Source organism: Bacillus sp. GZB, assembly GCF_001975995.1.
Lineage (GTDB): Bacteria > Bacillota > Bacilli > Bacillales > Bacillaceae > Bacillus > Bacillus velezensis.
The window spans coordinates 214,454-238,217 of the sequence record NZ_MTQG01000016.1 but is presented as its reverse complement, the minus strand read 5'-3'; the positions used below and the strand labels follow the sequence as shown (position 1 = coordinate 238,217).

Below are 23,764 nucleotides of genomic sequence, written 5' to 3'. Positions count from 1 at the left end.
GGAGGGATTTTTTTATTGCTTATAAAACCGCAAAAGGTCGCCGTTTAATATTTTATCGGAAAGCATCAGCTCTTGTTCCGCTTTTTCTTTCTCATCGCTGCACGCGCTTATGTCAGAAAGCGGTTCGCCCGTTTTACGGCTGTAACACGTATTTTTCGTATAAATATGATCATCCGTGATAAAGCTGCCGTTTCTCAGCACCGCAAACGGGGTCCGCTCTCCGGAAAACAGATCATTGCCGAACTGAATGCTGCCTTTCGTTTCAATGCCGAGCAGGTGAAGTAGCGTCGGCCTTACATCAACCTGTCCCGCGGCGGAAGCAATCGTTTCCGGCTCACGGTCGGTCACCCCGGGAATATGAATGATAAACGGCACGCGCTGAAGCTGAACCGTATCAAACGGAGTGATTTCCTCTTTCCCTAAGAATTCGGCAAGTCCTTGATTATGGGCTTCGGATATACCGTAATGATCTCCCATCAGGACGATCATCGCGTTGTCATACAGTCCTTCTTTTTTCAGCTTCTTGAAAAAGTGTTTCAGGGCCTCATCTTCATAGCGGACCGTCGTCACATAGCGGTTTAATAACTCGCTGCTTGTGTCCGGTTCCTCAATGAGCTGATCCTGTTTTTCAATTTCAAAAGGAAAATGGTTGGTCAAAGTCAGCAGGCTCGCGTAAAACGGCTGCGGAAGCTTCTTTAATTTTTTCGCTGACTGTTCGAGAAACTCCTTATCCTTCAGGCCCCAGCCTGTTGAATTTTCCTGTGTCACCTTAAATTCATCCGCGTCGAAAAAACGGTCGATTCCGAATGCCCCGTACATCTCATCCCGGTTCCAAAAGGCCTTATGATTGGCATGCAGAACGGCTGAATAGTATTGACGGTCTTTTAACATATGGTACATCGTATTGAACCGGTGGCCGCTTTTTGTAAAAAAAACGGCGCCGCTTGAAGACGGATACAGCGAATTCGCAGTAATGAATTCTGAATCTGAGGTTTTTCCCTGTTCAGTCTGCTGATAAAAATGAGTGAAGTCATAACTTTTTTTTCGCAGTTTATTTAAAAACGGGGTAATCTCCCGTCCGTTGACCCGCTCATCCATTACAAAACGCTGGGTTGATTCGAGCGTAACAAAAATCACATTGCGCCCCTTTGCAAGCCCGAATTTTGAATCGGACGGCCTGCTGTAGTCGGCTTGAGTGTAATTTGCGACCGCCGCAAGGCTGTCTTCATCAGCAAACGCTTTAGCTCCTGCATTCAGCGTCTGCGAAATGGTGTCATACAAATGAAAGTGGAACAGACCGATTCCTTTTACGAGCGCTTCACGATCAAAAGGGTGCTTGAACAGCTTCGGCTGCTCGGCTTCAGACAGCGCGAGGTTGCACAGCATGAGGCCGGCTGATGCCCACGCATACGCTTTAACGGTACGGGCGCCCGCTTTTCCTTTATCGGCTTTATGCCTTTTACCAAGGTAAAACAAAACCGCAATATCCAAAAATAAAGCGATATAAAGCGGGTGAAACAGCTCTTGGACGCTGCTTCCCATATCACCCATATTGCTCGCCTGAAACAAAACCGGTATGGTGATAAAATCAATATAAAACCCGTAAAACACCGTATTCGCGATTAAAATTCCCGTCAGCACCACATTCGCCGAAAGCAGAAAGATACGCTGTTTTTTTTCCGTCAGCAGCAGGGCGATGCCGAACAGCGGCACAATGAAGCTCAGCGGATTAATGAGAAGCAGACATTCCTCAAGAACCGAATTGTTCTGCAGATCAAAACCGAGCTTATAAACGGCATAGGTTTTCATCCACATGAACAGGATGGACAGGCATAAAAACCGATGATTGCTGAAAAAGGTTTTCTTCATATGTATGACTCCTCACCCTAAAAGCGAAAAGACGCTTTTTGTTTAAGAGATGCGGCCGTGAACCAGTTCGTATAAATAATAGCAGGATACAATCGTTAAGCCGGCCAGCACAAGCTGCTCCGAAAAGCTCCCCGTTCTCATATAAAGGGGAAGACGGAAGCGGATGGCGGACGGAAACAGCAGTTTAATGCCGTTGACGGTCCATGCGTCAAGCACAAGATGGCTCGCCATTCCGATCATCAGTCCGGCGGAAATGCTCGGATTCGGAATATAGGTTGCCGTAATGAAGAACATAATAAGCATAAACAGCAGGCTGTGTGTAAACGTTCTGTGTCCGAACACCGTGCTAACGATTTTGGACAGAACGGGCAGCGTCCTGCCGATTTTGCTTTTCGTATGGCATATGTCGGGAATCAGCGCCCCGAGGGCACCCGCTGAGGTCATAAGGACCGGATCATACCCGTAATAATACGCAATTGCGGAACAAGAAGCGATGCCTCCCATGATGTGTGTTTTTCCTGTCATTTTTCGCTTCTCCTTTTTATTTTTGCCAAAATCCCCTGAATTACAAATATATCAAGAGAATGCATGTTTGATCAACAAACTTTACCTGTTCCGCCAAAAGGAAGGAGACGCGGATTCCGCATATTCTGCCGCGGAAAAAGACACATTATAGGTGTACCTATATTTGATAAAGAGGTGATACAGATGGCTTTCTTTAACAAAGAAAAAGGAAAAAACAGCGATAAAAACAAAAATGTCATTCAAGGCGCGCTTGAAGACGCCGGTGCAGCTCTGAAAGACGATCCGCTTCAAGAAGCTGTTCAAAAGAAAAAAAACAACCGCTGACCATATAAGACGGGTAGGGCGAACGCTCTATCCGTTTTCCATCTAATTTTTCCCTTTGACAGATCTTTTTATCTCTGATAACCTCTGAGTAGAATTGAATGATAAAAATCCTCACTCTTTCTCGGTGAGGTAGAGGTTGCGCTTGATGATGAGTCGCACATGCCAGGCTGATAGGGGCCGCAAAACATGTGTTAAAGGCATCAGCGCCGAAGTGTAAAGAAAGCCGATCCTTCTTTATGCTGGGACTGTATCTGAATAAGTGCAGGACTGCCGCGTGCTTTTTCGCGGAGGGCTATCCGGAGATCAAGGGTGTGTGTGTTTCTTTAAGCATGGACTTTTGTTCAGGCTTTTTTTGCGTGTAAATATGATCTCGGGGTCTGGTCCGTACGAATGAACAACCAGGAGGTACAGGAATGGAACAGACGAAAAAATGGGGTTTTTGGTTATTAACGGCGTTTGTCGTAGGAAATATGGTAGGCTCGGGCATCTTTTCGCTTCCGAGTTCGCTCGCAAAAATCGCGAGCCCGTTCGGCGCCACATCGGCATGGCTTTTAACGGGCGCCGGTGTGTTAATGATCGCGCTGGTCTTCGGCCACTTATCCATCCGCAAGCCTGAGCTGACGGCGGGGCCGCAAAGCTATGCGCGTGCGCTGTTCAGCGATCGGAAAAAAGGGAATGCAGCGGGCTTCACAATGGTATGGGGCTACTGGGTGGCGAGCTGGATCAGCAACGTGGCGATCATCACGAGCCTTGCCGGATATTTAACATCATTTTTCCCGATTTTAACGGATAAGCGTGAAATGTTTTCGATCGGCGGTCAGGCGGTTACGCTCGGCCAGCTGCTGACGTTTGCCGTATGTACGGTTTTATTATGGGGCACTCACACGATTCTCGTCACCAGCATTAACGGTGCGAGTAAATTAAATTTCGTCACGACGTTTTCAAAAGTATTAGGATTTATCTTCTTTATCATTGCAGGTTTATTTGTGTTTCAAACGTCGTTTTTCGATCATTTTTATTTTCCGGTTCAAACAGGTCCTCACACAGTTGAGGGAATCGGCGGGCAGATCCACAATGCGGCGATTTCAACATTATGGGCGTTCGTCGGAATTGAATCGGCAGTCATCTTATCCGGGCGCGCCCGTTCGCAGCGCGACGTGAAACGCGCCACTATTACCGGATTATTGATCGCGCTTGGCATCTATATCATCGTAACATTGATTACGATGGGCGTGCTTCCGCATGGTAAGCTTGTCGGCTCGGAAAAACCGTTTGTTGACGTATTGTACGCGATCGTCGGCAATGCGGGAAGCGTCATCATGGCGATTCTGGCGATTTTGTGTCTGTTCGGAACGATGCTCGGCTGGATTCTTCTCGGCTCTGAAGTTCCGTATCAAGCGGCGAAATCAGGAGACTTTCCGGCTGCTTTTGCAAAAACGAATAAACAGGGAAGCCCGGTTGTGTCGTTAATCGTAACGAACGTGATGTCACAGATCTTTATCTTTTCAGTTATTTCCCGGACGATCAGTGACGCGTTTACGTTTTTAACGACGGCGGCGACGCTCGCTTATCTGATTCCGTATCTCGTATCAGCGTTTTACAGCCTGAAGCTCATTTTTACGGGTGAAACGTATGACGAGATAAAGGGTTCAAGAGTAAGAGATGGTATCATCGCCATCCTTGCCTGCATTTATTCTTTTTATGTCATTATTACCGGAACGGCCGATTTAACGACCTTTATTCTCGGTATCGGGCTGTTCTTCGTCGGTTTGCTGTTATATCCTTTCGTCTCAAAGAAATTTGCAAACAACAGACAATCGGTATGACAAAAAGACATCTCACGTCTGTGAGATGTCTTTTTTATTTGCGGCGGCGGGTTACGTTTTGACGGCGTGTATATAATGAATGGTCTCGAATGCGGTTAAATGGTCAGTGCGTCCGCTGAAAAAACGGTCAAGTGTAAAGCGTAATAAAAAGCCGCTGTGACAGCGGCTTCGGGGTTACTTCGTTAAGCTTTTTGTGATGTAGTCGAGCTGGCCTTCAAGTGAGATCGGGTCTGAGAAATAGAAGCCGATCGGATCAATGCGGTAGACATGGTTTTGTTTGACGGCATCGAGGTTCTTCCAGATTGAGCTGTCAAGCACGCCTTTGTCGTCACCGCCGGCCTGCCATGGCCCCATAAAGATGTAGTCTCCCGCGAAGTCAGGCAGTTTCTCGAGTGAAATGCTGGCGTAGCCCGGCCCTTGATTAATGGCTTTTTCCTGCGTCAGTTTTGTGGCCTTCAGCCCGAGTTTGTCATAAATGATGCTTCCGCCGCGGCCGAAGTCTTTACCGAATACATAGATGTCTTTTCCGTTTGTCTGCATGATGGAGATGGTTTTTGAGCCGACCGCTTTTTGAACCTTTGTTTTAGCGGCAGCGGTTTTCTTATCCCATTCAGCCAGCCATTTGTCTGCTTTATCTTCAGTGCCTGTCATTTTCGCAAACTCTTTGAATTGATCAATATTGCTGAGCTTGTCATATTTAATGGCGATTGTCGGCGCGATTTTTTCCAGTTTTTCAATATCGGCGCCTTGTGTCGTCCAGACAACGATTAAATCCGGCTTTAAGTCAATGATTTTTTCAACGGACGTGCCGTCGCCGATGTTTGTGACACCTTTTGTTTTCCCTTTGTAATAAGGGTTTTTAAATACGTTTTGCGGCGCGCCGACAACATTGATGCCGAGCTGTTTGAAGTCGCCGTAGTAGCCGTCAGCCATGACGACGACCCGTTTCGGGTGCTTCGGAATTTTAATATTGCCGTTTTCGGCTTTATACGTGATGGTTTCTTCTTTTTCAGAAGAACCTTTCGTGTCTGAAGAATTGCCGCATGCGGCCAAAGCGGCGATGAGCAGCATGGCAATCAGCGCTGCGCCGATTTTCTTGTATGTACGGAACATCTGACATTCCTTCTTTCATAAAAATTAGTGATAAAGAGAATCATTATCAGTGTGATTATATCACTGCTTTCATAGAGAAGCACGCTCTTTTTTAAGAAAAACTTTCTTTTTTTATATGAAATTAGGTCTATTAAAAGAGAAGATAAAAGTGCTATACTGAAACAAGTCATTGATAATCATTATCATTACCATTCTTGTTTTGAGAAAGGAAGAACGAGTGTTGGGTCTATTGAAAAAGAAACAGACAATGACGGCTCAAGGGGCATCAGGGAGTGAAATCCAGTGGACGGCGCGTTCATTCCGGGCGGCTGTGCTGCTGTGTGCCGGTATTGCGGTTTTATTGATCGGTGCGGCTCTGTCTGTTTCCATCGGAGCTGCCGATATTCATCTGCGGACGGTGTGGGATGCTCTCTTTCACTTTCAGCCGCAAAATACATCTCATCAAATCATACGCGATCTGAGGCTGCCGAGAACTGCCGCCGCCGCGCTCGTCGGGGCTTTTTTAGCTGTGTCCGGGGCGATTATGCAGGGGCTGACGAGGAACCCGCTTGCTGAGCCTTCCATTATGGGCGTGACGTCGGGGTCAGGATTTGCGATCGCATTGGCATTTGCTTTTTTTCCGGGGCTGTCTGCGGCGGGACTTGTTTTGTGGTCCTTTGCGGGAGCGGGAATCGGAGCGCTTATTGTGTTTGGCATCGGCCTGTTTTCAAAAGGCGGTCTGACACCGGTGAAGCTCGCGCTGGCCGGTACGGCAGTTGGCTATTTCTTAACGGGGCTTTCAAGCGCGATTGCGATCCGTTTTGATGTCGCCCAGGATGTGAAGTTCTGGTACGCCGGAGGAGTCGCTTCCGTGAAATGGGAAGGCGTGCAGCTGCTTTTGGCGGTCGGGGTTATCGGACTTTTGCTGGCATTTCTGATTGCGCGCTCAGTGACGGTGCTGAGCTTGGGTGAGGAGCTGGCCAAAGGGCTCGGGCAGTACACATCGCTTGTGAAAGTAATCGGAATGTTTGTCGTTGTCCTCTTGACGGGGGCTTCAGTCTCAGTCGCCGGAGCCATTTCTTTTATCGGCTTGGTGATTCCGCATATCACCCGATTTTTAGTCGGGGTAGATTACAGGTGGATCATTCCCTGTTCGGCGGTATTCGGCGCCGTTCTGTTAGTCTTCAGTGATATTGCCGCAAGACTCGTCAATGCACCGTTTGAAACACCGGTCGGCGCTTTAACCGCTCTTATCGGCGTTCCCTTTTTCTTTTATTTGGCGCGCAGGGAAAGGAGAGGGCTGTAATGAATGTAAAATCGAAAAAACCGCTGGCGGTCATGGCCGTTACGTTTTTGCTCATATGCATCGTCTTTTTTATCAGCTTAAACATGGGTGTGATCCGGATTGCGCCTCTTGATACGCTGCGTGTCTTTTTCGGACAGGGGGATGCCCGGGATCAGCTCGTTTTATTTGAATTCAGACTGCCGCGCATGGTGCTGTCATTGCTGGTCGGCGCCGGAATCGCGGTTTCAGGCGCGATTTTTCAAAGCGTGTCTCAAAATGACTTGGCGGAGCCGGGCATTCTCGGTATTAACGCCGGGGCGTCTTTGGCGGTCGTTTTGTTTATCTTCTTTTTCCAAGGATCAGCTGTTGATTTAAGCATGGCCAGTACATGGCTGCTTCCGGTGAGCGCTTTGGCGGGGGCTTTTCTGGCTGCGCTGCTCATCTATGTGCTGGCTTGGAAAAAAGGCGTTTCACCTGTCCGGCTCGTTTTGGTCGGGATCGGCGTCAATGCGGGGTTTAATGCGCTTCTCTTGATTTTTCAGCTGAAAATGGACCCGCGGGATTTCATGCAGGCGCTTGTATGGATTTCCGGTTCGATTTGGAACGCCAATTGGAAAATGGTGCTGTCCATTTTGCCGTGGCTGCTGGTTCTTTTACCGTTCAGCCTCTATAAAGCCAGGTATTTAAATGTGCTCCAGCTCGGTGATCAGCTGGCGGCGGGGCTTGGCACCCGGGTTGAAAAGGAGCGGCGCGTTCTGCTGATGTGCGCCGTTGCCCTGACCGCGTCATGTGTTGCGGCAGCCGGCGGAATCGCTTTTCTCGGACTCATTGCGCCGCATTTGGCCAGAAGGCTTACCGGCCCGCGCCACCAGACGCTTATCCCGGTTTCGGCTTTAATCGGCGCATTTTTATTTCTGCTTGCCGATACGCTGGCGAGAAATGTGCTTGCACCGTCCGAAGTTCCCGTCGGCCTGGTGATTTCCGTGCTCGGAGCGCCGTATTTTGTATATTTGCTGATGAAAACGAAATAGAGGAAGGAGACTGCCGCGATGAACTCATTATCGGCGGAACAGCTTACTGTCGGTTATGGCGACCGTTTGATAGCGAAAGAATTGGATATCGCCATACCGAAAGGAAAAATTACAACGCTGATCGGTCCGAACGGCTGCGGAAAATCGACGGTTCTCAAAACGATGTCAAGAATCATGAAACCGAAATCCGGCGCCGTCTATTTAAACGGACAGGCGATCATGCAAAAATCCACGAAAGACATCGCCAAGGAAATGGCAATTCTTCCGCAGACGCCTGAAGCGCCGAGCGGGCTGACGGTGTACGAACTTGTTTCTTACGGCAGGTTTCCGCATCAGTCCGGAATGGGCCGTTTGAGTGATAAAGACCGTGACATGATCAAATGGGCACTTGAAGAGACGGGGATGGCCGAATTTTACGACCGGCCGATCGAAGCGCTTTCCGGGGGGCAGCGGCAGCGTGTGTGGATCGCCATGGCGCTCGCTCAAGAAACGGAGCTGCTGCTTCTTGATGAACCGACCACTTATTTAGATCTTGCCCATCAGCTTGAAATTTTGCAGCTGCTGGACAAATTAAACAAGGAGCAGGGCCGCACCATCTTAATGGTCATTCATGATCTGAACCATGCCGCCCGTTTTTCCCATTACATGATCGCCCTGAAAAAAGGGCGCGTCATCAAGGAAGGGACGGCGGAGGAAGTCATGACTCCCGGCATATTGGAAGACGTTTTTCAAATTGACGCACAGATTGTAAAAGATCCGCGCACGAACAAACCGGTCTGCTTAACCTACGATTTAATCCGGCATGAAAACGCAACGGTATGATGAAAAAAAACGCAGAGCCATTCCGGCCTGCGTTTTTTATTGCGCCCGGGTCTGCTTCTGTCCGGAGACGCATTTATCCAAAACGAAAAAAACCCCCGCCACAATCAGCTCCTCCGTCGTTGACAGCCAAATCTTTTCAATCAGTTTATCCGTCGTATACGCGGTCATCCAGAGGAACAGCAGCTGAACGGTGCTGGCTAAAAGGAGAAAAGGCAGCCTGCCCGTCCCAAAAAAGGTAAAGCTATGTATCATCAGCCGCTCAAGCGGTTCAAAACATAAACCGAGAAAAATAAAAAGCACGGAAAAAAGCAGGACGTACGCCATCGATCCGTAGCTCGTCCCGGCTAATGAAAATACAGCCATCATCACGATAAAATACCCGAATAATACGGCAGCGGCTGCCAGGGCATACCGGAGCACCTGAAGAAAAAACATTTTCGGCCCGTTTTGATTGATCATCTGTTCAGCTCCTTTTCACACAGAGGAGACTTGCAGAGACGGAACTCTGCAAGTCGGTGTGTATCCTCAGCATTTCTTTTTGACGACAGGGTGTTTCTCTTTCGAAAGAATATCCGTAAAGTCTTTGCCCAGATCCAGATGCTGCTGGACGAATTTCTCAGGAAGCATGGCAAGCCATTGGTTCAGGGACACATCGGCATAGTGGTCATCCTTGAAGATTTCCAGGAAGACGAGCGGCTCATCTCCCAAATTCTCCACATAGTGGCCCATTGCGAACGGAACGTAACCGACATCCCCGGCCTGATAGTTAAATGTTCTTGCATGGCCGTCCGATGCAAAAACCGTCATCCGCCCTTTACCGGAAATATAATACTGCCATTCATGCGTGTTCGGATGCCAGTGCAGCTCTCTCATTGCGCCCGGTTCGACCACGACAAGCGCTGAAGCGATCGTTTTGGACACTTTGAAGTTTGTGGAATCCGCGATATATACTTTGCCGCCATCCGTCTCAGCAGTCGGGCCTTCATCCAGCAGGCGGTAAGTGAACGGATAAGGCACTTCACCGTTCGGGCCTTCCACAATGTCATCTTTCAGCTTCCCGGGAACCGGCTCTTCAAAGATATATTTTTCTTTCCCGGGCAGGCCGGCGAGGTCTTTTTCTGAAACCCCAAAGTTGTTGGCGATGACATCAAGCGGCGTGTGGGCAAGCCAGTCAGTCACTTGGAATGTGCTGTTTTCTGAGAAGGAACCGTCATCAAAAACCAAGAGGAATTCACAGCCTTCTTTCAGCGCCTGAATGGAGTGCGGCAGGCCTGACGGGAAGTACCACAGATCTCCTTCCTTCACGTCATCGATAAAACTGCGTCCCTGTTCATCAACAATCGTGACCCGCGCTTTGCCCGTCAGCATATATGCCCATTCCGCTTCTTTATGCCAGTGCAGCTCACGGATGGCGCCCGGTTTTAAACGCATGTTGACAGATGCCAGATTCTCAGAAATCGGCAGCTCGCGAACGGTCACCTCACGCGCGTATCCGCCCTTTTCCAGCCGGTTGTGCACATCTGAGAAAGAGAATTTCATATTATCCACTGTGCCGTGATCCGTTTCCGGCGGCGTCAGCATATCCGGATTTTGGCGGTCTCTTTCAAGGTTGCGCGGAATCGTGACGGTCGCCCCTTTGTCTCCTCTGATCGGCTGCGGGATATTGCAGTTGTTTTCTTTTGACATGTAAATCGTCTCCTCTCAAGCTTTGTTTTTTCAGAAAGAGAATGTGAAAGGCCTTTCGTTTTCCCTTCTGCTTTGTTAAGTGATGCGTTCCGATGAAAAGTCAACTTCGTGTGAAAATTAATTTTTCATTTTCTGATCTTTCAGTTCCGTCATCAGTTCGATCAGGGCGTCAAACTTCTTCTCAAACCGTGTGAGAAGATACATGGCAATCAGAGCCGGAAAGCCGAGATTGCCGATCTGTCTGACCGCTTCTTCTATAAAAACCTGATCCATTATCAGCCACCTCCTGACTTGACCTGCAGTCATGTATATAAGTGAAAGAAAGAGCGGCTCCTGTAAACCTGATATCCCGGTTGAGGGTCTTTTTTTTTGTTCCGGCAAATCCGGGACATAAGGAGTGCGGAATCTTAGTCGGAAAGGAGTAGTTTACTTTTTTTTGCTTTCTTTCATTTAATTTAAATAGGGGGCGGTTTTATGGACTATCAAGTTCTTTTACGGTCAAAATGCAAGGAAATTATGAAACATCCGATCGTTAAACATTTTTTAAGTGACCCAAAGCATTACGAGAAATTTAAAAATGTGCTGGAACATTCAGACGAGAAGGATGCAAAATCACTGGACGACCATTTTAAACAGTTTTATAAGGAAATCCGGATCATCAAATATATGAACTCTATGATCCGGATTTTCTCCATCGATTTTGACAAGCGCATCCGTAAAAATCAGAAGCGCTATCCGCTGACGGTGGATCAGCCGGAGGGAGGTGAAGCGCTTCCCTATGAAATGGGAAAAGACGCGTATGAAGAGTTTCTGCGGAAGCAGGGGGATTTGAGCCAGCATGTCCAAAACCGTGATTTATACGAAGCGCTTCAGACGTTAACCGATAAACAAAAAAGCGTGCTGACGAATATTTATCTTCACGGAGCGACGATGAAGGAGATTGCCGAGTCGCTGGGTGAATCACGGCAGAACATTTCCAATATTCATAAAAAAGGGCTCGACAATCTCAGAAAGCAGCTGGACAAGCAAAAAAAGGGGGAAAATAAGCAGTGAACGGGCCATTTGACTTCAACAAAGAGAACACAGATACCGACGAAATGGAACTTTTGATTTCGCGTTTTTCGCCAATGATAAAAAAAAAACTGAGCAATACATCATACCAGGAAAGAGAAGATCTTGAACAAGAATTGAAGATTAAAATAGTTGAAAAAGCGGACATGCTGTTATGCCAGGAAGTGCCGGGTTTTTGGGAATTTATTCTTCATCTTATAAATGAAAGCTCCTGACAAAAGCGGCGGAATGATGGATATTCCGCTCTGACAACGTGAGAAAAACGAGAAGAGATGTCCGGTCTCGTTTTTCTTTTCTGTTTCCCCGCAAGACCTCCGCACTAAAAAGGTACCAAATCTTATCCATATAATGATATGATGAAAAAAACAAAGAGAAAGGAACGTCCAAGGTGGAAAATGCGTCAATTTTAATTGTAGACGATGAGAAGGCGATCGTTGATATGGTCAAACGCGTTCTCGTCAAAGAAGGCTATCACAACATTAAGACAGCCGGAAGCGCTGAGGAAGCGATCGAGTTTGTTAAACATGAAACCGCGGATCTGCTCGTGCTGGATGTGATGATGGAAGGCATGTCCGGTTTTGAAGCATGCACCGAAATCCGGAACTATACCGACGCTCCGATCTTTTTTCTGACCGCCCGTTCTTCTGATGCGGATAAGCTGTCAGGATTTGCATTGGGAGCTGACGATTATATAACAAAGCCGTTTAATCCGCTCGAATTGGCGGCGCGGATCAGAGCGACGTTAAAGAGAACCTATAAGCGCGAAGAGAAAACGGCGGTAAAGACGTATTCATACAGTCATTTTTCCTATTCACCGCAAAACGCCGAGCTGATCGTCGGGGGCGAGCCCGTCAGCTGCTCCGCACAGCTTCTGCAATTGCTTCAATATTTCTGTGAACACCCTGATGTGGTGCTCTCAAAAGATCAGATCTATGAAAAAGTATGGGGATATCCGTCTTACGGCGACAACAACACCGTCATGGTGCATATCCGCAAGCTCAGAGAAAAAATTGAAAAAGACCCCAGCAATCCGTCTTATATTGTAACGGTGCGCGGCCTCGGTTATCGGTTTATTCCCGATCAAGGAGAAAAAGGAACCCGCTCATGAGAATGCGCGGAAAATTTCTGCTCCACTTTTTCGGACAGCTGCTGCTTGTCATCCTGCTGATGTCCGTTTTGGCCGTCGCTTCTTTCTTCTATTTGGATTGGCGTTTCAGCGAAGCGGAAGCCAATGCGGGACTGACCAAAGCGACCGCGGACTCGTTTGAAGCGTGGCTTGATAAAAACGAAGACGGCACATGGGATGTCGATGAGTTTTTAAAGATGTCGGTCCGAAAGCAGAAGGGCTGGCTGCAGATCATTAATGATAATGAAAAAACGGACTACGCGTACAGAGTGCCGAAAGACGTCCCGAGCCATTACAGCAGAAAAGATCTCTTATCCATTTACCAGTACCGGAATTTTGACAACTACAAGCTGAATTACTGGACGGTCACGATAAATGATGAGACCTATTTGATTCTGTTCGGCTGGAAATCCGCCAGTGAGCAGCTTCTCACTTACATCGAATCACAGGAGCCATCCCTCGCTTCCCTTTCTCAATATAAAAAGAGCACGGTTGATTATATTAAACGGGAAAAAGGGGCGGTCTACCTTCTCGAAGACAGCGGCAGACTGCTCGGGGATATCAACAGCACGAAAAAAGAACGGAGCACCGTCAATGAGCTTGAATTGCTGAAATACAGTTCCAAGCCGTGGAATTACAAACGGGAAATTTCTTTTAAAAGACTCGATAAAACGAAATGGATGGTCGCGTCGGTGCCGAACCCCGTGTACATCCCCGATCACGAGTTTAACAAATCATTTTTGAGAAATGTGATGAAAACCCTCTTCCTCTTGATCGGAATCCTGGTATTTATGATCTGCATCCTGACCATCTGGTACTCTTTCCGTTTCGGCTGGCCGCTGTTTCATACCATCAAATGGCTCGTCAATTTATCAAAGGGCCGGCTTGAAGAGCCGAAGAACCGCAAAGGACAGCCGGTCAGCAAAAACAAAAAAGGCAAAACAAAACAGCCGTTCCGCTTTTTCGCCGAGATTTTCGAATCGATGGATCAGCTGACCGACACGCTGAAGCGGGATAAGAAAAACAGAGAAAAAATCCAGGCGACAAGGGAAGAGTGGATCGCCGGGCTGAGCCATGACTTAAAAACCCCGCTGAGCACGATTTACGGCTACAGCATGATGCTTGAATCGAAGCAATACGACTGGACCCCGGAAGAAGTCAAAGAAATGGGGCAGATCGTCCGGGAAAAATCAGAATATATGTCGAAGCTGATTGAGGACTTAAACTTAACATACCGCCTCAAAAACGCGGCCCTCCCGATCGAACGGCGGCTGATCAACGTCGTGCCGTTTATCAGAAACGTCACGAACGATTTCACGAAAAACACGTTCTCGGAAGGCTATGACATCGCCTTTGAAACCAAAAAGGAAGACATTCTTTTCGCCATTGATGAAGCGTGGTTCCGCCGTATTCTGGAGAATCTGCTGGCAAACGCGGTTAAGCATAATAAGAAAGGGACCGCCATTCGGGTCGTGCTTGAGGAATCAGCCGAACAGCTCATTCTGAAGGTGAAAGATAACGGAAGAGGAATGGACGACGAAACGATTCACCAGCTGTTTAACCGTTATTACCGGGGAACGAATACGAAGGGACCGTCAGAAGGAACGGGACTCGGGCTCGCCATTGCCAAGGAGCTGGTTCACCTTCATAACGGAACCATCCATGTCAACAGCAGAATCAGCGCCGGAACGGTGATTACGATTCTTTTTAAAAAAGATTGAGTTTGGACGCCGCTTTGTCGGGAATAACAATAGAAGACTGACAAGCAAAAGAGGTGTTCACACATGGAAGCAGCATTACGAGCAGATACGAGAGCAGTTATCGGAGAAGGCCCTTTATGGGACAAGGACAAGCAATGCCTGTACTGGGTGGATATACTGGGCAGCCAGCTGCATATCTTCACTCCGGCTGACGGAATCAACCGTTCCGTTAAATTCAAATCATTTGTCACGGCTCTGGCCTTGTATTCAAAGGAAGAGCTGGTGATGACGATGAAAGACGGTTTTTACCTGTACAATCTTCGGGAAGACACATTGACGAAGATGAAGCAGCCGAAAGACATGCGGGAAGATATCCGTTTCAATGACGCAAAATGCGATCCGTCCGGCAGATTATGGGCGGGAACGACGAGCATGGAAGGCAAAGAAGAGGAGGCTTCGCTGTACCGTCTGAATACGGACGGCAGCCTTGCCAAAATAAAAGACCAGGTCTCCACCTCGAACGGTTTGGATTGGGATCGGGACCGAAACCTGATGTACTATATCGATACTCCGACGCAGGAAATCGTCTGTTATTCATATGATCCTGAAACCGGAGCCGTATCAGATCCGAAAACGGTCTACCGCTTTCCGGAGTCGCAAGGATCTCCCGACGGAATGACCATTGACCGTGACGGAATGCTGTGGGTGGCTCTGTTCGGAGGCGGCCGTGCCGTCCGGATTGACCCGTTTTTGCATAAGGAAATTGCATCTATCGAAGTTCCGGCGAAATACGTCACCTGCTGCGCGTTCGGAGGCAGAGACTTGAACACGTTATACATTACGACCGCGACGGAAAAATTGACGGAAGCCGAAAGACTTGAGCAGCCGCATGCGGGCGGCCTGTTTTCAGCAGAGCTTGAGACGGGCGGCTGGGAGCCGGTTCCGTTTGCAGGCATGATGTAAAAAAAAGCCCTGGCATATGGGGAAGTTCCCATTGTGCCGGGCTTTTTTGTGTTAAATGGAGCGGATGATGCCGCCTTCAACCCGCTGTGCGGTGCCATTAATGGCAGAAGCCGCTGATGAAGCGAGAAATACAATCGTATTGGCGACTTCTTCCGGGGTTGCATAGCGCTGAATCAATGATGTCGGTTCATTCACTTTAAAATAATCCCGGACGAAGCTGTCTGTGTCTTCTCCGGCAGCCTTTGCGGCTCCTTCCATGTAAGAAGCGACGCCTTCGGTCCATGTCGGTCCCGGCAGCACGGAGTTGACCGTGACATTTGTGCCTTTCGTCATTTCCGCCATTCCCCGGGACAAGCTGATTAACGCCGTTTTCGTCATTGAATACGGAATCATTTGCGCAAGCGGTTTGACACCGGCTTCACTGGAGATGTTCAGAATCCGTCCGCTGTTTCTTTCGAGCATTTGCGGCAGAAAACGCCGGCACAGGCGCACGGCGCTCATAACATTCACTTCAAAATACCGAGTCCATTCGTCATCAGACACCTCAGCGAAGTCCTTTACTTCAAAAAAACCGAGGTTATTGACGAGAATATCGACTTCCCCGATTCCGCCGGCGCGCTTGATCAAGTCATCCGCCTCATCCTGACGCGATAAATCCGCAGCGATGCCGTGAACCGTTCCGTAAGCGGAAAGCTCCTCAACCGTCCGTTCCACAGTTTCTTTTTTTCTTCCGTTTACAATCACCTCGGCGCCTTCGGCTAAAAAGCTTTTTGCCGCGGCTTTTCCGATGCCTGAAGTCGATCCTGTAATCAACACGAGCTTTCGTTCAAGCTGTAATTCCATGATAATCCTCCTTTTTACGCCATTGTGTAACAGTATACATGATGAATTTTAGTGTGTACGAACAATTTGCTTTCATGCAAAAAGGCCGGATATACAAGCCTTAAAGACTTATAGTATAATTACTGCGAAAAAAGGATACGAATGTCAAAGAGACAATCGTTTACCATAATCAGGGGGAGTTAAAAGAATGAAGAAGATCACTGCCGTCTGGGCGGCGCTCTTGGTCACCGCCTTTGTGATCGCCGGCTGTTCCGGCGCACAGGAAGAAGGAAGCGCGGCCAAACAAAAAGCCGTCTCAACCGAAGCATTCCCGGTAACCATTAAGGATGCCGCGAACGAAAAAGTAACCATAAAGCAGGCACCGGAAAAAATCGTTTCCCTCATGCCGAGCAATACGGAAATTACATACGCGCTCGGACTGGGAGATAAGGTCGCAGGCGTTACGACAAATGATACATATCCGAAAAAAGCGGTAAAAAAACCGAAAGTCGGAGATATGAATGTGAACGCTGAAAAAGTCATCGCGCTGAAGCCGGATCTCGTGCTTGCCCACGCGTCCTCTATGTCCGCTTCCGCCGATGCGATGAAGCAACTGAAAGATGCGGGCATCACCGTCTTAACGGTCAATGATGCGCAATCGTTCCAAGACGTATACAAATCTATCAGCATGATCGGAAAAGCGGCCGGCAAAGAAAAGCAGGCGGATAAGCTGATCAAATCGATGAAATCCGACCTTTCCGGCATAGAAAAGAAAGCGGCGGCCATTTCTGAAAAAGACGAAAAGAAAGTATTCGTCGAAGTGTCTCCTGACGGCTACACGACGGGGAAAGGCACGTTTATGAACGAAATGCTTAAAGATATACACGCGAAAAACGCCGCCGGCAGCCAGACCGGCTGGGTGCAATTGACGGATGAAGCGATTGTCAAAATGAATCCGGACGTCATCATTACGACAGACGGCGTAAAGGCCGCTGAAGTGGAAAAACGCGCCGGCTGGGGTGCCGTCAATGCGGTCAAACACCACAATGTCTATTCTGTTGATCCTGACCTTGTCACACGCTCAGGCCCGCGCCTTGTCAAAGGGGTCGAGAAGCTTGCAGAAAGCGTTTATCCTGAAACGTTTAAAAAGTAACCGCCCGCTGGCCTACACGGTCAGCCTGCTGTTTTTAGCCGTTTGTACGGCACTCGGCATTTCAATCGGCAGTCTGCATATTCCTTTATCCGACGTTTTTTTGATCGGGATCGGCCGGACATCCTCTGTTGATCCCATGAATGTAAATATTATGATGAATATCCGTTTGCCGAGAGTCGTTCTGGCCGCTCTTGTCGGAGCCGCGTTATCCATTGCCGGGGCGGCGTTTCAGGGACTTCTGAAAAATCCGCTCGCCGACCCTTATACACTCGGGGTATCTTCGGGAGCCTCGGCGGGAGCCGTTATCACCTTGTTTTTCGGCATTCAGATTCCCGTCATCGGCCGGTTCACACTACCGGTTGTCAGCATCGCCGCAGCGATTACGGTCATGGCGGCGGTTCTGTTTTTCAGCCGCCTCGTTCATGCGTCGATGTCGGTTTCGACGCTCATTTTGACAGGCATCATCATGAATTCTTTTCTCGGGGCTCTCATTTCGCTTGTGATCGCTTTAACGGGAAATGATCTGCTCCCGATTGTCCGCTGGCTGTTAGGAAGCGTGTCAATGAGGGGCTGGGGCTATGTCGCGCTGTTTCTGCCTTTTTTTCTGGCCGGGACGGCGCTTCTGCTTATCAATGGCAGAGAATTAAACATTATGACTTATGGAGAAGAAAAGGCAAGGCTGTTAGGCGTCAGTACGGGAAAAAGAAAACTGCTGATGATCGCCGCCGGATCTCTGCTGACGGGAGGAGCGGTTGCCGTCTCGGGGACGATCGGATTTGTCGGCCTTGTCATTCCCCACGTGACACGGCTTTTATGGGGAACGGATCATCGCCATTTACTGCCGCTGTCAGCATTGACGGGTGCCGGGTTTCTCATTTTGGCGGATTTGTTTTCCCGCACCGTCATTGAGCCTGTCGAATTGCCGATCGGCATTATGACCGCTTTGGCGGGAGCGCCTGTGTTTGCCTTGATTCTGCTTCGCCAGCATCATGGAGGGAAACGCTTATGATCAGGGTGAGCAGCCTGTCCGGCGGGTACGGAGGCCGGATGATTGTGGAAGATGTCAGCTTTACCGCCGGAAAAGGTGAATTTGTCGGCATACTCGGTCCGAACGGCTCGGGAAAAACAACGCTGATGAAATTGCTGACGGGAATGCTCTCTCCGTCAAAAGGCGAGGCGCTCGTAGCAGGCAGGCCCGTCGGCGGATACAGGCCGCGGGAACTTGCGAAAATCATGGCCGTTTTGCCGCAGCATACGGAGCAAGCCTTTACATTTTCCGTTAAGGAAACGGTGTCCTTCGGCAGATACCCGTATCAAAAAGGACTCTTCAGACAGATGGATCAACATGACGAAGACATTGTCCGGGAAGCGATGGAAATGACGGGCATCGACCGATATGCGCAGCAATCCGTCCGCAATCTGAGCGGCGGGGAGCGGCAGCGCGTCTATCTGGCGCAGGCGCTGGCTCAGCAGCCAGAGGTACTGTGTCTGGATGAGCCGACGACCTTTCTTGATCTCAAATATCAGAAAGACCTGCTTGATACGGTGAAGCGGCTGACGAGAGAAAGAGGCCTGACGGTCATCAGTATTTTTCACGACCTAAACGCCGCAGGCCAATATTGTGATCAGCTTCTGATGATGAAAGACGGGCGCGCTTTTCCGAAGCAGACGCCGGATCAGGCTTTGAAAAAAGAGACGATTGAAGACATTTACGGCATCACCGTCAGCGCTGTTGCCCAGCAATCGTCGCCGAAACCGCTGATCGCTTTCATGCCGGAAGCGCGGGAGGAAAGAGAGCCCGTCAGCGTTCCGTTCGCCTCTCTGATAAACAAAAGCGGAAATACCGTAACGCTTCATACAGAACGGCCGTTCAGAATGTTGTCAACCGCATCTGACGGCCCGGGCTTTTCGTGGAGCCGCCGGCTTTCCGGCTCAGCGGCCGCTGGTTTGATCTGCCGTACGTTTGATTCGGTCACAATTGCAGTGACTGCGCAGCATGCCGTTTGGGTGCTGATCAGCGGACGTTTATCGGAACAGGGATTTGTAAGGCTGTTAACGGCAGCGGCTGAAGCGAGAATGCAGGCTCTTTCCGGCAGACAGGCAAAAGGCGACATTGTCATTTGTGCCTTGCAGACAGGAGAGGCGATGGACGTCCCTCACGCGGAAAGAGCCGTCAGAAGAGGAACCGCGGCATGTGTAAAAGCGGCGGAAGAAGGAGGAATACAACGATGAAGCTGTATACGAAAACCGGCGATAAAGGACAAACAAGCCTGATCGGCGGCAGAACGGATAAAGACAGTCTGCGGGTTGAAAGCTACGGGACGATCGATGAGCTGAACAGCTTTATCGGGCTTGCGCTTGCGGAGCTTGATGATTGTGAGAATTGCGGTGATGTGAAAGCCGAACTCCGAAACATTCAGCATGAGCTGTTTGACTGCGGCGGCGACTTGGCGACGGTCACTGAACATAGAAGCTATACATTAAGAGAGACATCGATTTCCGCATTGGAAGACTGCATAGACCGTTACACGGCTGAAGCGCCCCCGCTTGAGAAATTTATTCTTCCGGGCGGGCATAAGGCGGCTGCTCAGCTTCACATCGCGCGGACCGTCACGAGACGGGCTGAGCGTCTCGTCGTGAAACTGGGCAAAACAGAAGAGATAAATGATACGGTGATGCGTTACTTGAACCGCCTGTCTGATTATTTTTTCGCGGCGGCAAGAGCGGTTAACGCAAGACAGGGCGTTCAGGATATAGAGTATGATAGAAGCGCCGCGGTATTCCGTGATGATGAATAACGTTTTGTTCAGCCGGCAGCTGCAAGCCGGCTGTTTTTTTATAGAGATATCCATCAATTGAACCTTTATTGACAGAAGGAAAATGTATCTTATGCATTATTGACTGAAAAATTAAAAAATGAGATATTATAAGAAACATTGTAAAATAATGGGGGATTTGATAGATGGATACATATAATAAGAGCGAGAGCATCTGGAATAAAAATTTCACCCTTCTGTTTATCTCAAGGCTAGTTAAATTGTCAGGCGACGGTTTTGCCTTTAATTCCATTCTGTGGTTTTTGATTTTTGACGGGGAAGGCGCGATCGGCACGTCCCTGTTAATTGCGGTCACGTTCCTTCCGGAGGCGATGCTGGCGCCGATTACCGGGCCTTTTATGAAGCAGCATACGCTGAAATTCTGGATGTATTTCTCCGATCTCACGCGCGCGGCGGTCGTGTTGATCATTCCGATCTGTTATTTTAACGGTTTTTCTCCTTTATGGTTTGTCATGCTTCTCATGATTGTGCATTCAGCCACGGGAGCCGCTTATAATCCCGCATCTATCTCATTAATCCCCAATATTGTCGGAGAAAACAGCCTGCAGAAAGCGAATGCGGTCATCCAGTCATCAGGCCAGATCGTCAGGCTTGCCGCCATTACGCTGAGCGGGGTGTTCTTAACATTTATCAGTCCCGCTTATTCTTTGTTTATCGCTCTTATATTCTATCTTCTATCAGGTTTTCTCGTACTTTTTATGTCATACCAAGTCCAGCATGCCAAACAGGATACCGTCGCTGTCAGACAGCGCGGGACGTATTTCGGAAGGCTCAAACGGGGTTTCGTTCTTGTCAGGAAACACCAGATTTTATACCCGCTCGCCATCTATTGTATCTTCATGAATTTTGCGGCCGCTCCGTGGGAGGCGCTCTCTGCCGTTTATGTCGCCGAAGATTTAAACATGCCGCCGATCATCTACTCGCTTTTGAAAGCGACAGGCACGGGCGGAGCCTTTTTAATGGGTTTTATTTTGGCTAAGGTGAAGGTGAACAAATACGGTCTCCTGTTTGTGTCAGCGGGAATCATAGAAGGAGCGGCATTTTTCATCACCGGCCTCAACACTTTTCTGCCGCTCGTCTTCCTCGCCGCGTTTGCGTTCGGATCTGCCGTCAGCGCGATTAATGTGCCGGAATATACGATTATTCAGACGTCTGTGGACCATGATGACCAGCCGCAAGTCTATGCCGTCATCCATATGATCTCAAACATATCCATTCCGCTCGGCGCGGTTCTTTGCGGATACGCGGCTAACGCCTTCGGTCCCGGAAAAGTCATTGCCGCCGGCGGTCTCGTTGAAGTCCTGTCCGGTCTCGGAATATTGTTCTTTACGAAGCTGGCCAAAGCCGAACGCTCAGATCTCATCAGAGAAAAAGAAGCGAGCATCAGAATATAGATTTTTCGTGAAACGCCCTGCGCCGTCCGGTGCAGCGGCGTTTTTTTATGCGAAGGTCCGGGGGCTTATACGACTCCGGTCTGATATGAAAATCAATCTCTGACTCGTTTTGCCGGCCGCGGGATTTGTTTATAGTAAAGACAAGGAAAACGAAAGGAGGATCTGCATGAATATAAATGGTAAAACGGCAGGCGGCTTTCTGCTGATTGTGTTCGGACTTTCTGTCTTTTTCGGAGGAGGCCATTTCGCATTTATCATCCCGCTGGCGATCGGAGGCCTGATGCTTTACTGGGGAATCAAACGTTTTTCAAAAGGCCGGGCGGTATCGGGTATCATCGCGGGCGTCATCGGAGCTATGATTCTCGTCGGTTCTCTTCCATTTATCGTTGCGATCGGACTGGCCGGCGCCATGGTGTATTTCGGGTGGAAGATGATGAAGCAGGGCGGCTCAGATACCGCTTCCCGCCAGTATGAACCGGAAGCGGCATCACCGGGCTATCAATCCGGATTTGACTCTGAATGGGAAGAATTTCTGAAGAAAAAATAAGGAGGAAGACAAAATGGTCTTAAAAAGAATAAGAAATATGTTCGTCGCATCTGTTAACGAAGGGCTTGATAAATTAGAAAATCCGAAAGTCATGCTGAATCAATATGTGCGTGATATGGAAAGTGACATCGCTAAGGCGAAACAAACGATTGTCAAACAGCATACGATCGTCCATCAGTTTAAGAAAAAACAGGAAGACGCCTCCGAAACGGCGGCAAAACGGAAAAACCAGGCTCAGCTTGCTTTTGATGCCGGGGAAGAGGAGCTGGCGAAAAAGGCGCTGACTGAAATGAAATACCTTGAGGGAAAAGCGGCCGAACATGAAAAAGCGTATGAGCAGGCGAAAACACAGCTGGCAGAGCTGAAAGAGCAGCTGGAAACTTTAGAAACGCGCCTCCGCGACGTAAAGGATAAAAAACAGGCGCTCATCGCCCGCGCAAACGCGGCAAATGCGAAGGAACATATGAACGCTTCTTTCGACAAAATTGACAGCGAAAGCGCCTACAGAGAGTTCCTTCGAATGGAAAGCCGCATTGAAGAAATGGAAGTCCGCGTCAAATACGGCACTTCAGCTGAGGCGAACACAGAATACAGCCGCTCCCAATATTCAGACGAGGTGGAAGCTGAGATTGAAAAAATGCGCTCGCTTTCTCTGGAAAAAACAGAGCGTCAAAAAGCGGCTCATGAATAATGTGCACAAGGGAAGATCGGCGCGTTTACGCCTCTTCCCTATACGCACGTATCAATTATCCGGCTTTTCCTTTATAATAAAATGAATGAAAAAGGATGGAACGTAATGAAGCGTAAGATTGCCAAAGGACTGATGGCGGCGTCCGTTCTGATCTGCTGTCTGTTTTTGGTGAAAGAAGTGTTTGCCGGGCGTTTTTTTCCGCTGTGCGAAACAGAAGCGGAATCGGCAAGCATACCGCCGCGTGCCGTCAACAGCCTGTCGGTTTCATCGGAACAGACGGATGTAAAAATCATCGCGGAAGCGCGGAATGATATCGCGGCAAACATGACGGGACCGGCGGGGAAAATGTTTGTCCAAAGCAGGGGAAAGACCCTCAATCTCAAAGCGAAGGAGAAAGGGTTCCAATTTCTGAATCTCTTTCAGCGCCCTCTGCTGATTGTCCGCATTCCGTATGATTATCATCGGGACATCACCGTCCATACATCAAGCGGCAGCATTGCCGTCGACGGAAACAAGGGGCTGTCTCTTGCGCACCTCGGCGTCCGTTCTGTAAGCGGGAACATGTCGCTGAAGCACGTGAAGACGGATGTGTTTGAAGCGAAGGGGCTGTCGGGCAATCTCACAGCAGCAGGCCTTGCGGCAAAAACGGGGGCTGTCCGTTTATCCTCGGGACATGTCGGGCTTCAACATGTGGCGGGCGCCCTTGACGTGCGGGTCGCTTCTGGCAGTGTCGATGCCTCGCTTGAGACGGCGGATGCTCCCGTATCCGTCAGGCTTGCGAGCGGCAGCGCAGCGATCAGCCTGCCGAAAGACGGAAGTTTTACGGTGAACGCCGAGACGGCAAGCGGAAGGATTCGGCCGTCTTATTCCTTTGAGAAAACGAGTAAGGAAGGCGGGGCATTTACCGGCATGAAAGGCAGCGGCGCCAGGCCGATTGATATAAAAGTGACGAGCGGCAATATTGCACTGCAATAGTCAAGGAAAGGAGGGGCAAGCAGCT

The 23,764-nt window shown here is 49.1% G+C and carries 25 protein-coding genes and 1 riboswitch; of the genes, 18 read left to right on the top strand and 7 right to left on the bottom strand.

The window, feature by feature from the left end:
* Nucleotides 1-12: 12 nt before the first annotated feature.
* Together BXO87_RS06990 and BXO87_RS06985 are read right to left on the bottom strand one after the other, a co-directional pair.
* The gene (locus BXO87_RS06990; RefSeq protein WP_038459806.1) at nucleotides 13-1,869 is read right to left on the bottom strand and encodes an LTA synthase family protein; all 1,857 of its coding nucleotides are present in this window, start codon (nucleotides 1,867-1,869) and stop codon (nucleotides 13-15) included.
* A 42-nt stretch (nucleotides 1,870-1,911) separates the two neighbouring features.
* Entirely contained in the window at nucleotides 1,912-2,394 is a 483-nt protein-coding gene (locus BXO87_RS06985; RefSeq protein WP_003151759.1) for a metal-dependent hydrolase, read from the bottom strand.
* 183 nt (nucleotides 2,395-2,577) lie between these two features.
* Here BXO87_RS06985 and sspJ point away from each other — a divergent pair, with 183 nt between their 5' ends.
* Both sspJ and BXO87_RS06970 read left to right on the top strand, forming a co-directional pair.
* Nucleotides 2,578-2,718, top strand: coding sequence for a small acid-soluble spore protein SspJ (sspJ, locus tag BXO87_RS06980; protein WP_007410034.1), 141 nt, complete (start codon nucleotides 2,578-2,580; stop codon nucleotides 2,716-2,718).
* 122 nt (nucleotides 2,719-2,840) lie between these two features.
* Nucleotides 2,841-3,021, top strand: a riboswitch (Lysine riboswitch).
* Between the two features lie 110 nt (nucleotides 3,022-3,131).
* Nucleotides 3,132-4,544 carry an amino acid permease gene (locus tag BXO87_RS06970; RefSeq protein WP_007613722.1) on the top strand — a complete coding sequence of 471 codons (1,413 nt, stop codon included), beginning with the start codon at nucleotides 3,132-3,134 and terminating at the stop codon, nucleotides 4,542-4,544.
* 174 nt (nucleotides 4,545-4,718) lie between these two features.
* On the opposite strand, the gene BXO87_RS06965 is transcribed toward BXO87_RS06970, so the two are convergent.
* Complete coding sequence (locus tag BXO87_RS06965) at nucleotides 4,719-5,657, bottom strand: iron-hydroxamate ABC transporter substrate-binding protein (RefSeq protein ID WP_038459803.1); 939 nt, start codon at nucleotides 5,655-5,657, stop codon at nucleotides 4,719-4,721.
* Nucleotides 5,658-5,904: 247 nt separating this feature from the next.
* Here BXO87_RS06965 and BXO87_RS06960 point away from each other — a divergent pair, with 247 nt between their 5' ends.
* From BXO87_RS06960 to BXO87_RS06950, 3 genes are read left to right on the top strand one after another with little or no spacing between them, the layout of a single operon-like run.
* Entirely contained in the window at nucleotides 5,905-6,942 is a 1,038-nt protein-coding gene (locus tag BXO87_RS06960) for a FecCD family ABC transporter permease (RefSeq protein WP_029973587.1), read from the top strand.
* Nucleotides 6,942-7,952 carry a FecCD family ABC transporter permease gene (locus BXO87_RS06955; RefSeq protein WP_032876546.1) on the top strand — a complete coding sequence of 337 codons (1,011 nt, stop codon included), beginning with the start codon at nucleotides 6,942-6,944 and terminating at the stop codon, nucleotides 7,950-7,952. Before BXO87_RS06960 ends, BXO87_RS06955 begins: the two co-directional genes overlap by 1 nt.
* 18 nt (nucleotides 7,953-7,970) lie before the next feature.
* A complete protein-coding gene (locus BXO87_RS06950) occupies nucleotides 7,971-8,774 on the top strand; it encodes an ABC transporter ATP-binding protein (protein ID WP_007613715.1) in 804 nt (267 codons plus the stop codon).
* A 36-nt stretch (nucleotides 8,775-8,810) separates the two neighbouring features.
* Here BXO87_RS06950 and BXO87_RS06945 read toward each other — a convergent pair whose 3' ends face one another.
* The 3 genes from BXO87_RS06945 to BXO87_RS06935 all read right to left on the bottom strand — a co-directional run bounded on the left by BXO87_RS06945 (nucleotide 8,811) and on the right by BXO87_RS06935 (nucleotide 10,733).
* Complete coding sequence (locus BXO87_RS06945) at nucleotides 8,811-9,233, bottom strand: YrvL family regulatory protein (RefSeq protein ID WP_038459801.1); 423 nt, start codon at nucleotides 9,231-9,233, stop codon at nucleotides 8,811-8,813.
* Between the two features lie 66 nt (nucleotides 9,234-9,299).
* Nucleotides 9,300-10,460 (bottom strand): oxalate decarboxylase family bicupin, encoded by a 1,161-nt coding sequence (locus tag BXO87_RS06940; protein ID WP_007410043.1) that lies wholly within the window; start codon nucleotides 10,458-10,460, stop codon nucleotides 9,300-9,302.
* A gap of 117 nt (nucleotides 10,461-10,577) precedes the next feature.
* Nucleotides 10,578-10,733, bottom strand: coding sequence for a YvrJ family protein (locus tag BXO87_RS06935; RefSeq protein WP_012118419.1), 156 nt, complete (start codon nucleotides 10,731-10,733; stop codon nucleotides 10,578-10,580).
* A gap of 243 nt (nucleotides 10,734-10,976) precedes the next feature.
* Between BXO87_RS06935 and BXO87_RS06930 the strand changes: the two genes are divergently transcribed.
* From BXO87_RS06930 to BXO87_RS06910, 5 genes are all read left to right on the top strand, one after another.
* Nucleotides 10,977-11,513: a sigma-70 family RNA polymerase sigma factor gene (locus tag BXO87_RS06930; RefSeq protein WP_087920805.1), complete on the top strand. Its 537-nt coding sequence runs from the start codon at nucleotides 10,977-10,979 to the stop codon at nucleotides 11,511-11,513.
* Nucleotides 11,510-11,746: a sigma-O factor regulator RsoA gene (gene rsoA / locus BXO87_RS06925; protein ID WP_003151778.1), complete on the top strand. Its 237-nt coding sequence runs from the start codon at nucleotides 11,510-11,512 to the stop codon at nucleotides 11,744-11,746. The genes BXO87_RS06930 and rsoA overlap by 4 nt, the downstream gene beginning before the upstream one ends.
* Before the next feature lie 173 nt (nucleotides 11,747-11,919).
* A complete protein-coding gene (locus BXO87_RS06920) occupies nucleotides 11,920-12,639 on the top strand; it encodes a response regulator transcription factor (RefSeq protein WP_003151779.1) in 720 nt (239 codons plus the stop codon).
* Nucleotides 12,636-14,378, top strand: coding sequence for a HAMP domain-containing sensor histidine kinase (locus BXO87_RS06915; protein WP_020956326.1), 1,743 nt, complete (start codon nucleotides 12,636-12,638; stop codon nucleotides 14,376-14,378). The genes BXO87_RS06920 and BXO87_RS06915 overlap by 4 nt, the downstream gene beginning before the upstream one ends.
* 63 nt (nucleotides 14,379-14,441) lie before the next feature.
* Entirely contained in the window at nucleotides 14,442-15,320 is an 879-nt protein-coding gene (locus BXO87_RS06910; RefSeq protein WP_015418192.1) for an SMP-30/gluconolactonase/LRE family protein, read from the top strand.
* Between the two features lie 51 nt (nucleotides 15,321-15,371).
* Here BXO87_RS06910 and BXO87_RS06905 read toward each other — a convergent pair whose 3' ends face one another.
* On the bottom strand, nucleotides 15,372-16,163 hold the full coding sequence (locus BXO87_RS06905) for an SDR family NAD(P)-dependent oxidoreductase (RefSeq protein WP_003151783.1): 792 nt from the start codon (nucleotides 16,161-16,163) through the stop codon (nucleotides 15,372-15,374).
* A gap of 187 nt (nucleotides 16,164-16,350) precedes the next feature.
* On the opposite strand from BXO87_RS06905, the gene BXO87_RS06900 reads away from it, so the two are divergent.
* The 8 genes from BXO87_RS06900 (at nucleotide 16,351) to liaG (ending at nucleotide 23,739) form a co-directional block, all read left to right on the top strand.
* A complete protein-coding gene (locus BXO87_RS06900) occupies nucleotides 16,351-17,295 on the top strand; it encodes an ABC transporter substrate-binding protein (protein ID WP_038459795.1) in 945 nt (314 codons plus the stop codon).
* Nucleotides 17,258-18,304, top strand: coding sequence for a FecCD family ABC transporter permease (locus BXO87_RS06895; RefSeq protein WP_038459793.1), 1,047 nt, complete (start codon nucleotides 17,258-17,260; stop codon nucleotides 18,302-18,304). Before BXO87_RS06900 ends, BXO87_RS06895 begins: the two co-directional genes overlap by 38 nt.
* Nucleotides 18,301-19,527 (top strand): ABC transporter ATP-binding protein, encoded by a 1,227-nt coding sequence (locus tag BXO87_RS06890; RefSeq protein ID WP_038459791.1) that lies wholly within the window; start codon nucleotides 18,301-18,303, stop codon nucleotides 19,525-19,527. Before BXO87_RS06895 ends, BXO87_RS06890 begins: the two co-directional genes overlap by 4 nt.
* On the top strand, nucleotides 19,524-20,093 hold the full coding sequence (locus tag BXO87_RS06885; RefSeq protein WP_038459789.1) for a cob(I)yrinic acid a,c-diamide adenosyltransferase: 570 nt from the start codon (nucleotides 19,524-19,526) through the stop codon (nucleotides 20,091-20,093). The genes BXO87_RS06890 and BXO87_RS06885 overlap by 4 nt, the downstream gene beginning before the upstream one ends.
* Nucleotides 20,094-20,257: 164 nt before the next feature.
* Nucleotides 20,258-21,526, top strand: a complete 1,269-nt coding sequence (locus BXO87_RS06880; protein ID WP_038459787.1) for an MFS transporter — start codon at nucleotides 20,258-20,260, stop codon at nucleotides 21,524-21,526.
* A gap of 166 nt (nucleotides 21,527-21,692) precedes the next feature.
* Entirely contained in the window at nucleotides 21,693-22,073 is a 381-nt protein-coding gene (locus BXO87_RS06875) for a protein liaI (protein ID WP_007410056.1), read from the top strand.
* Between the two features lie 13 nt (nucleotides 22,074-22,086).
* Complete coding sequence (liaH, locus tag BXO87_RS06870; RefSeq protein ID WP_007410057.1) at nucleotides 22,087-22,764, top strand: stress responsive protein LiaH; 678 nt, start codon at nucleotides 22,087-22,089, stop codon at nucleotides 22,762-22,764.
* Between the two features lie 105 nt (nucleotides 22,765-22,869).
* Nucleotides 22,870-23,739, top strand: coding sequence for a LiaG family protein (gene liaG, locus BXO87_RS06865; protein ID WP_007410058.1), 870 nt, complete (start codon nucleotides 22,870-22,872; stop codon nucleotides 23,737-23,739).
* Nucleotides 23,740-23,764: the final 25 nt, after the last annotated feature.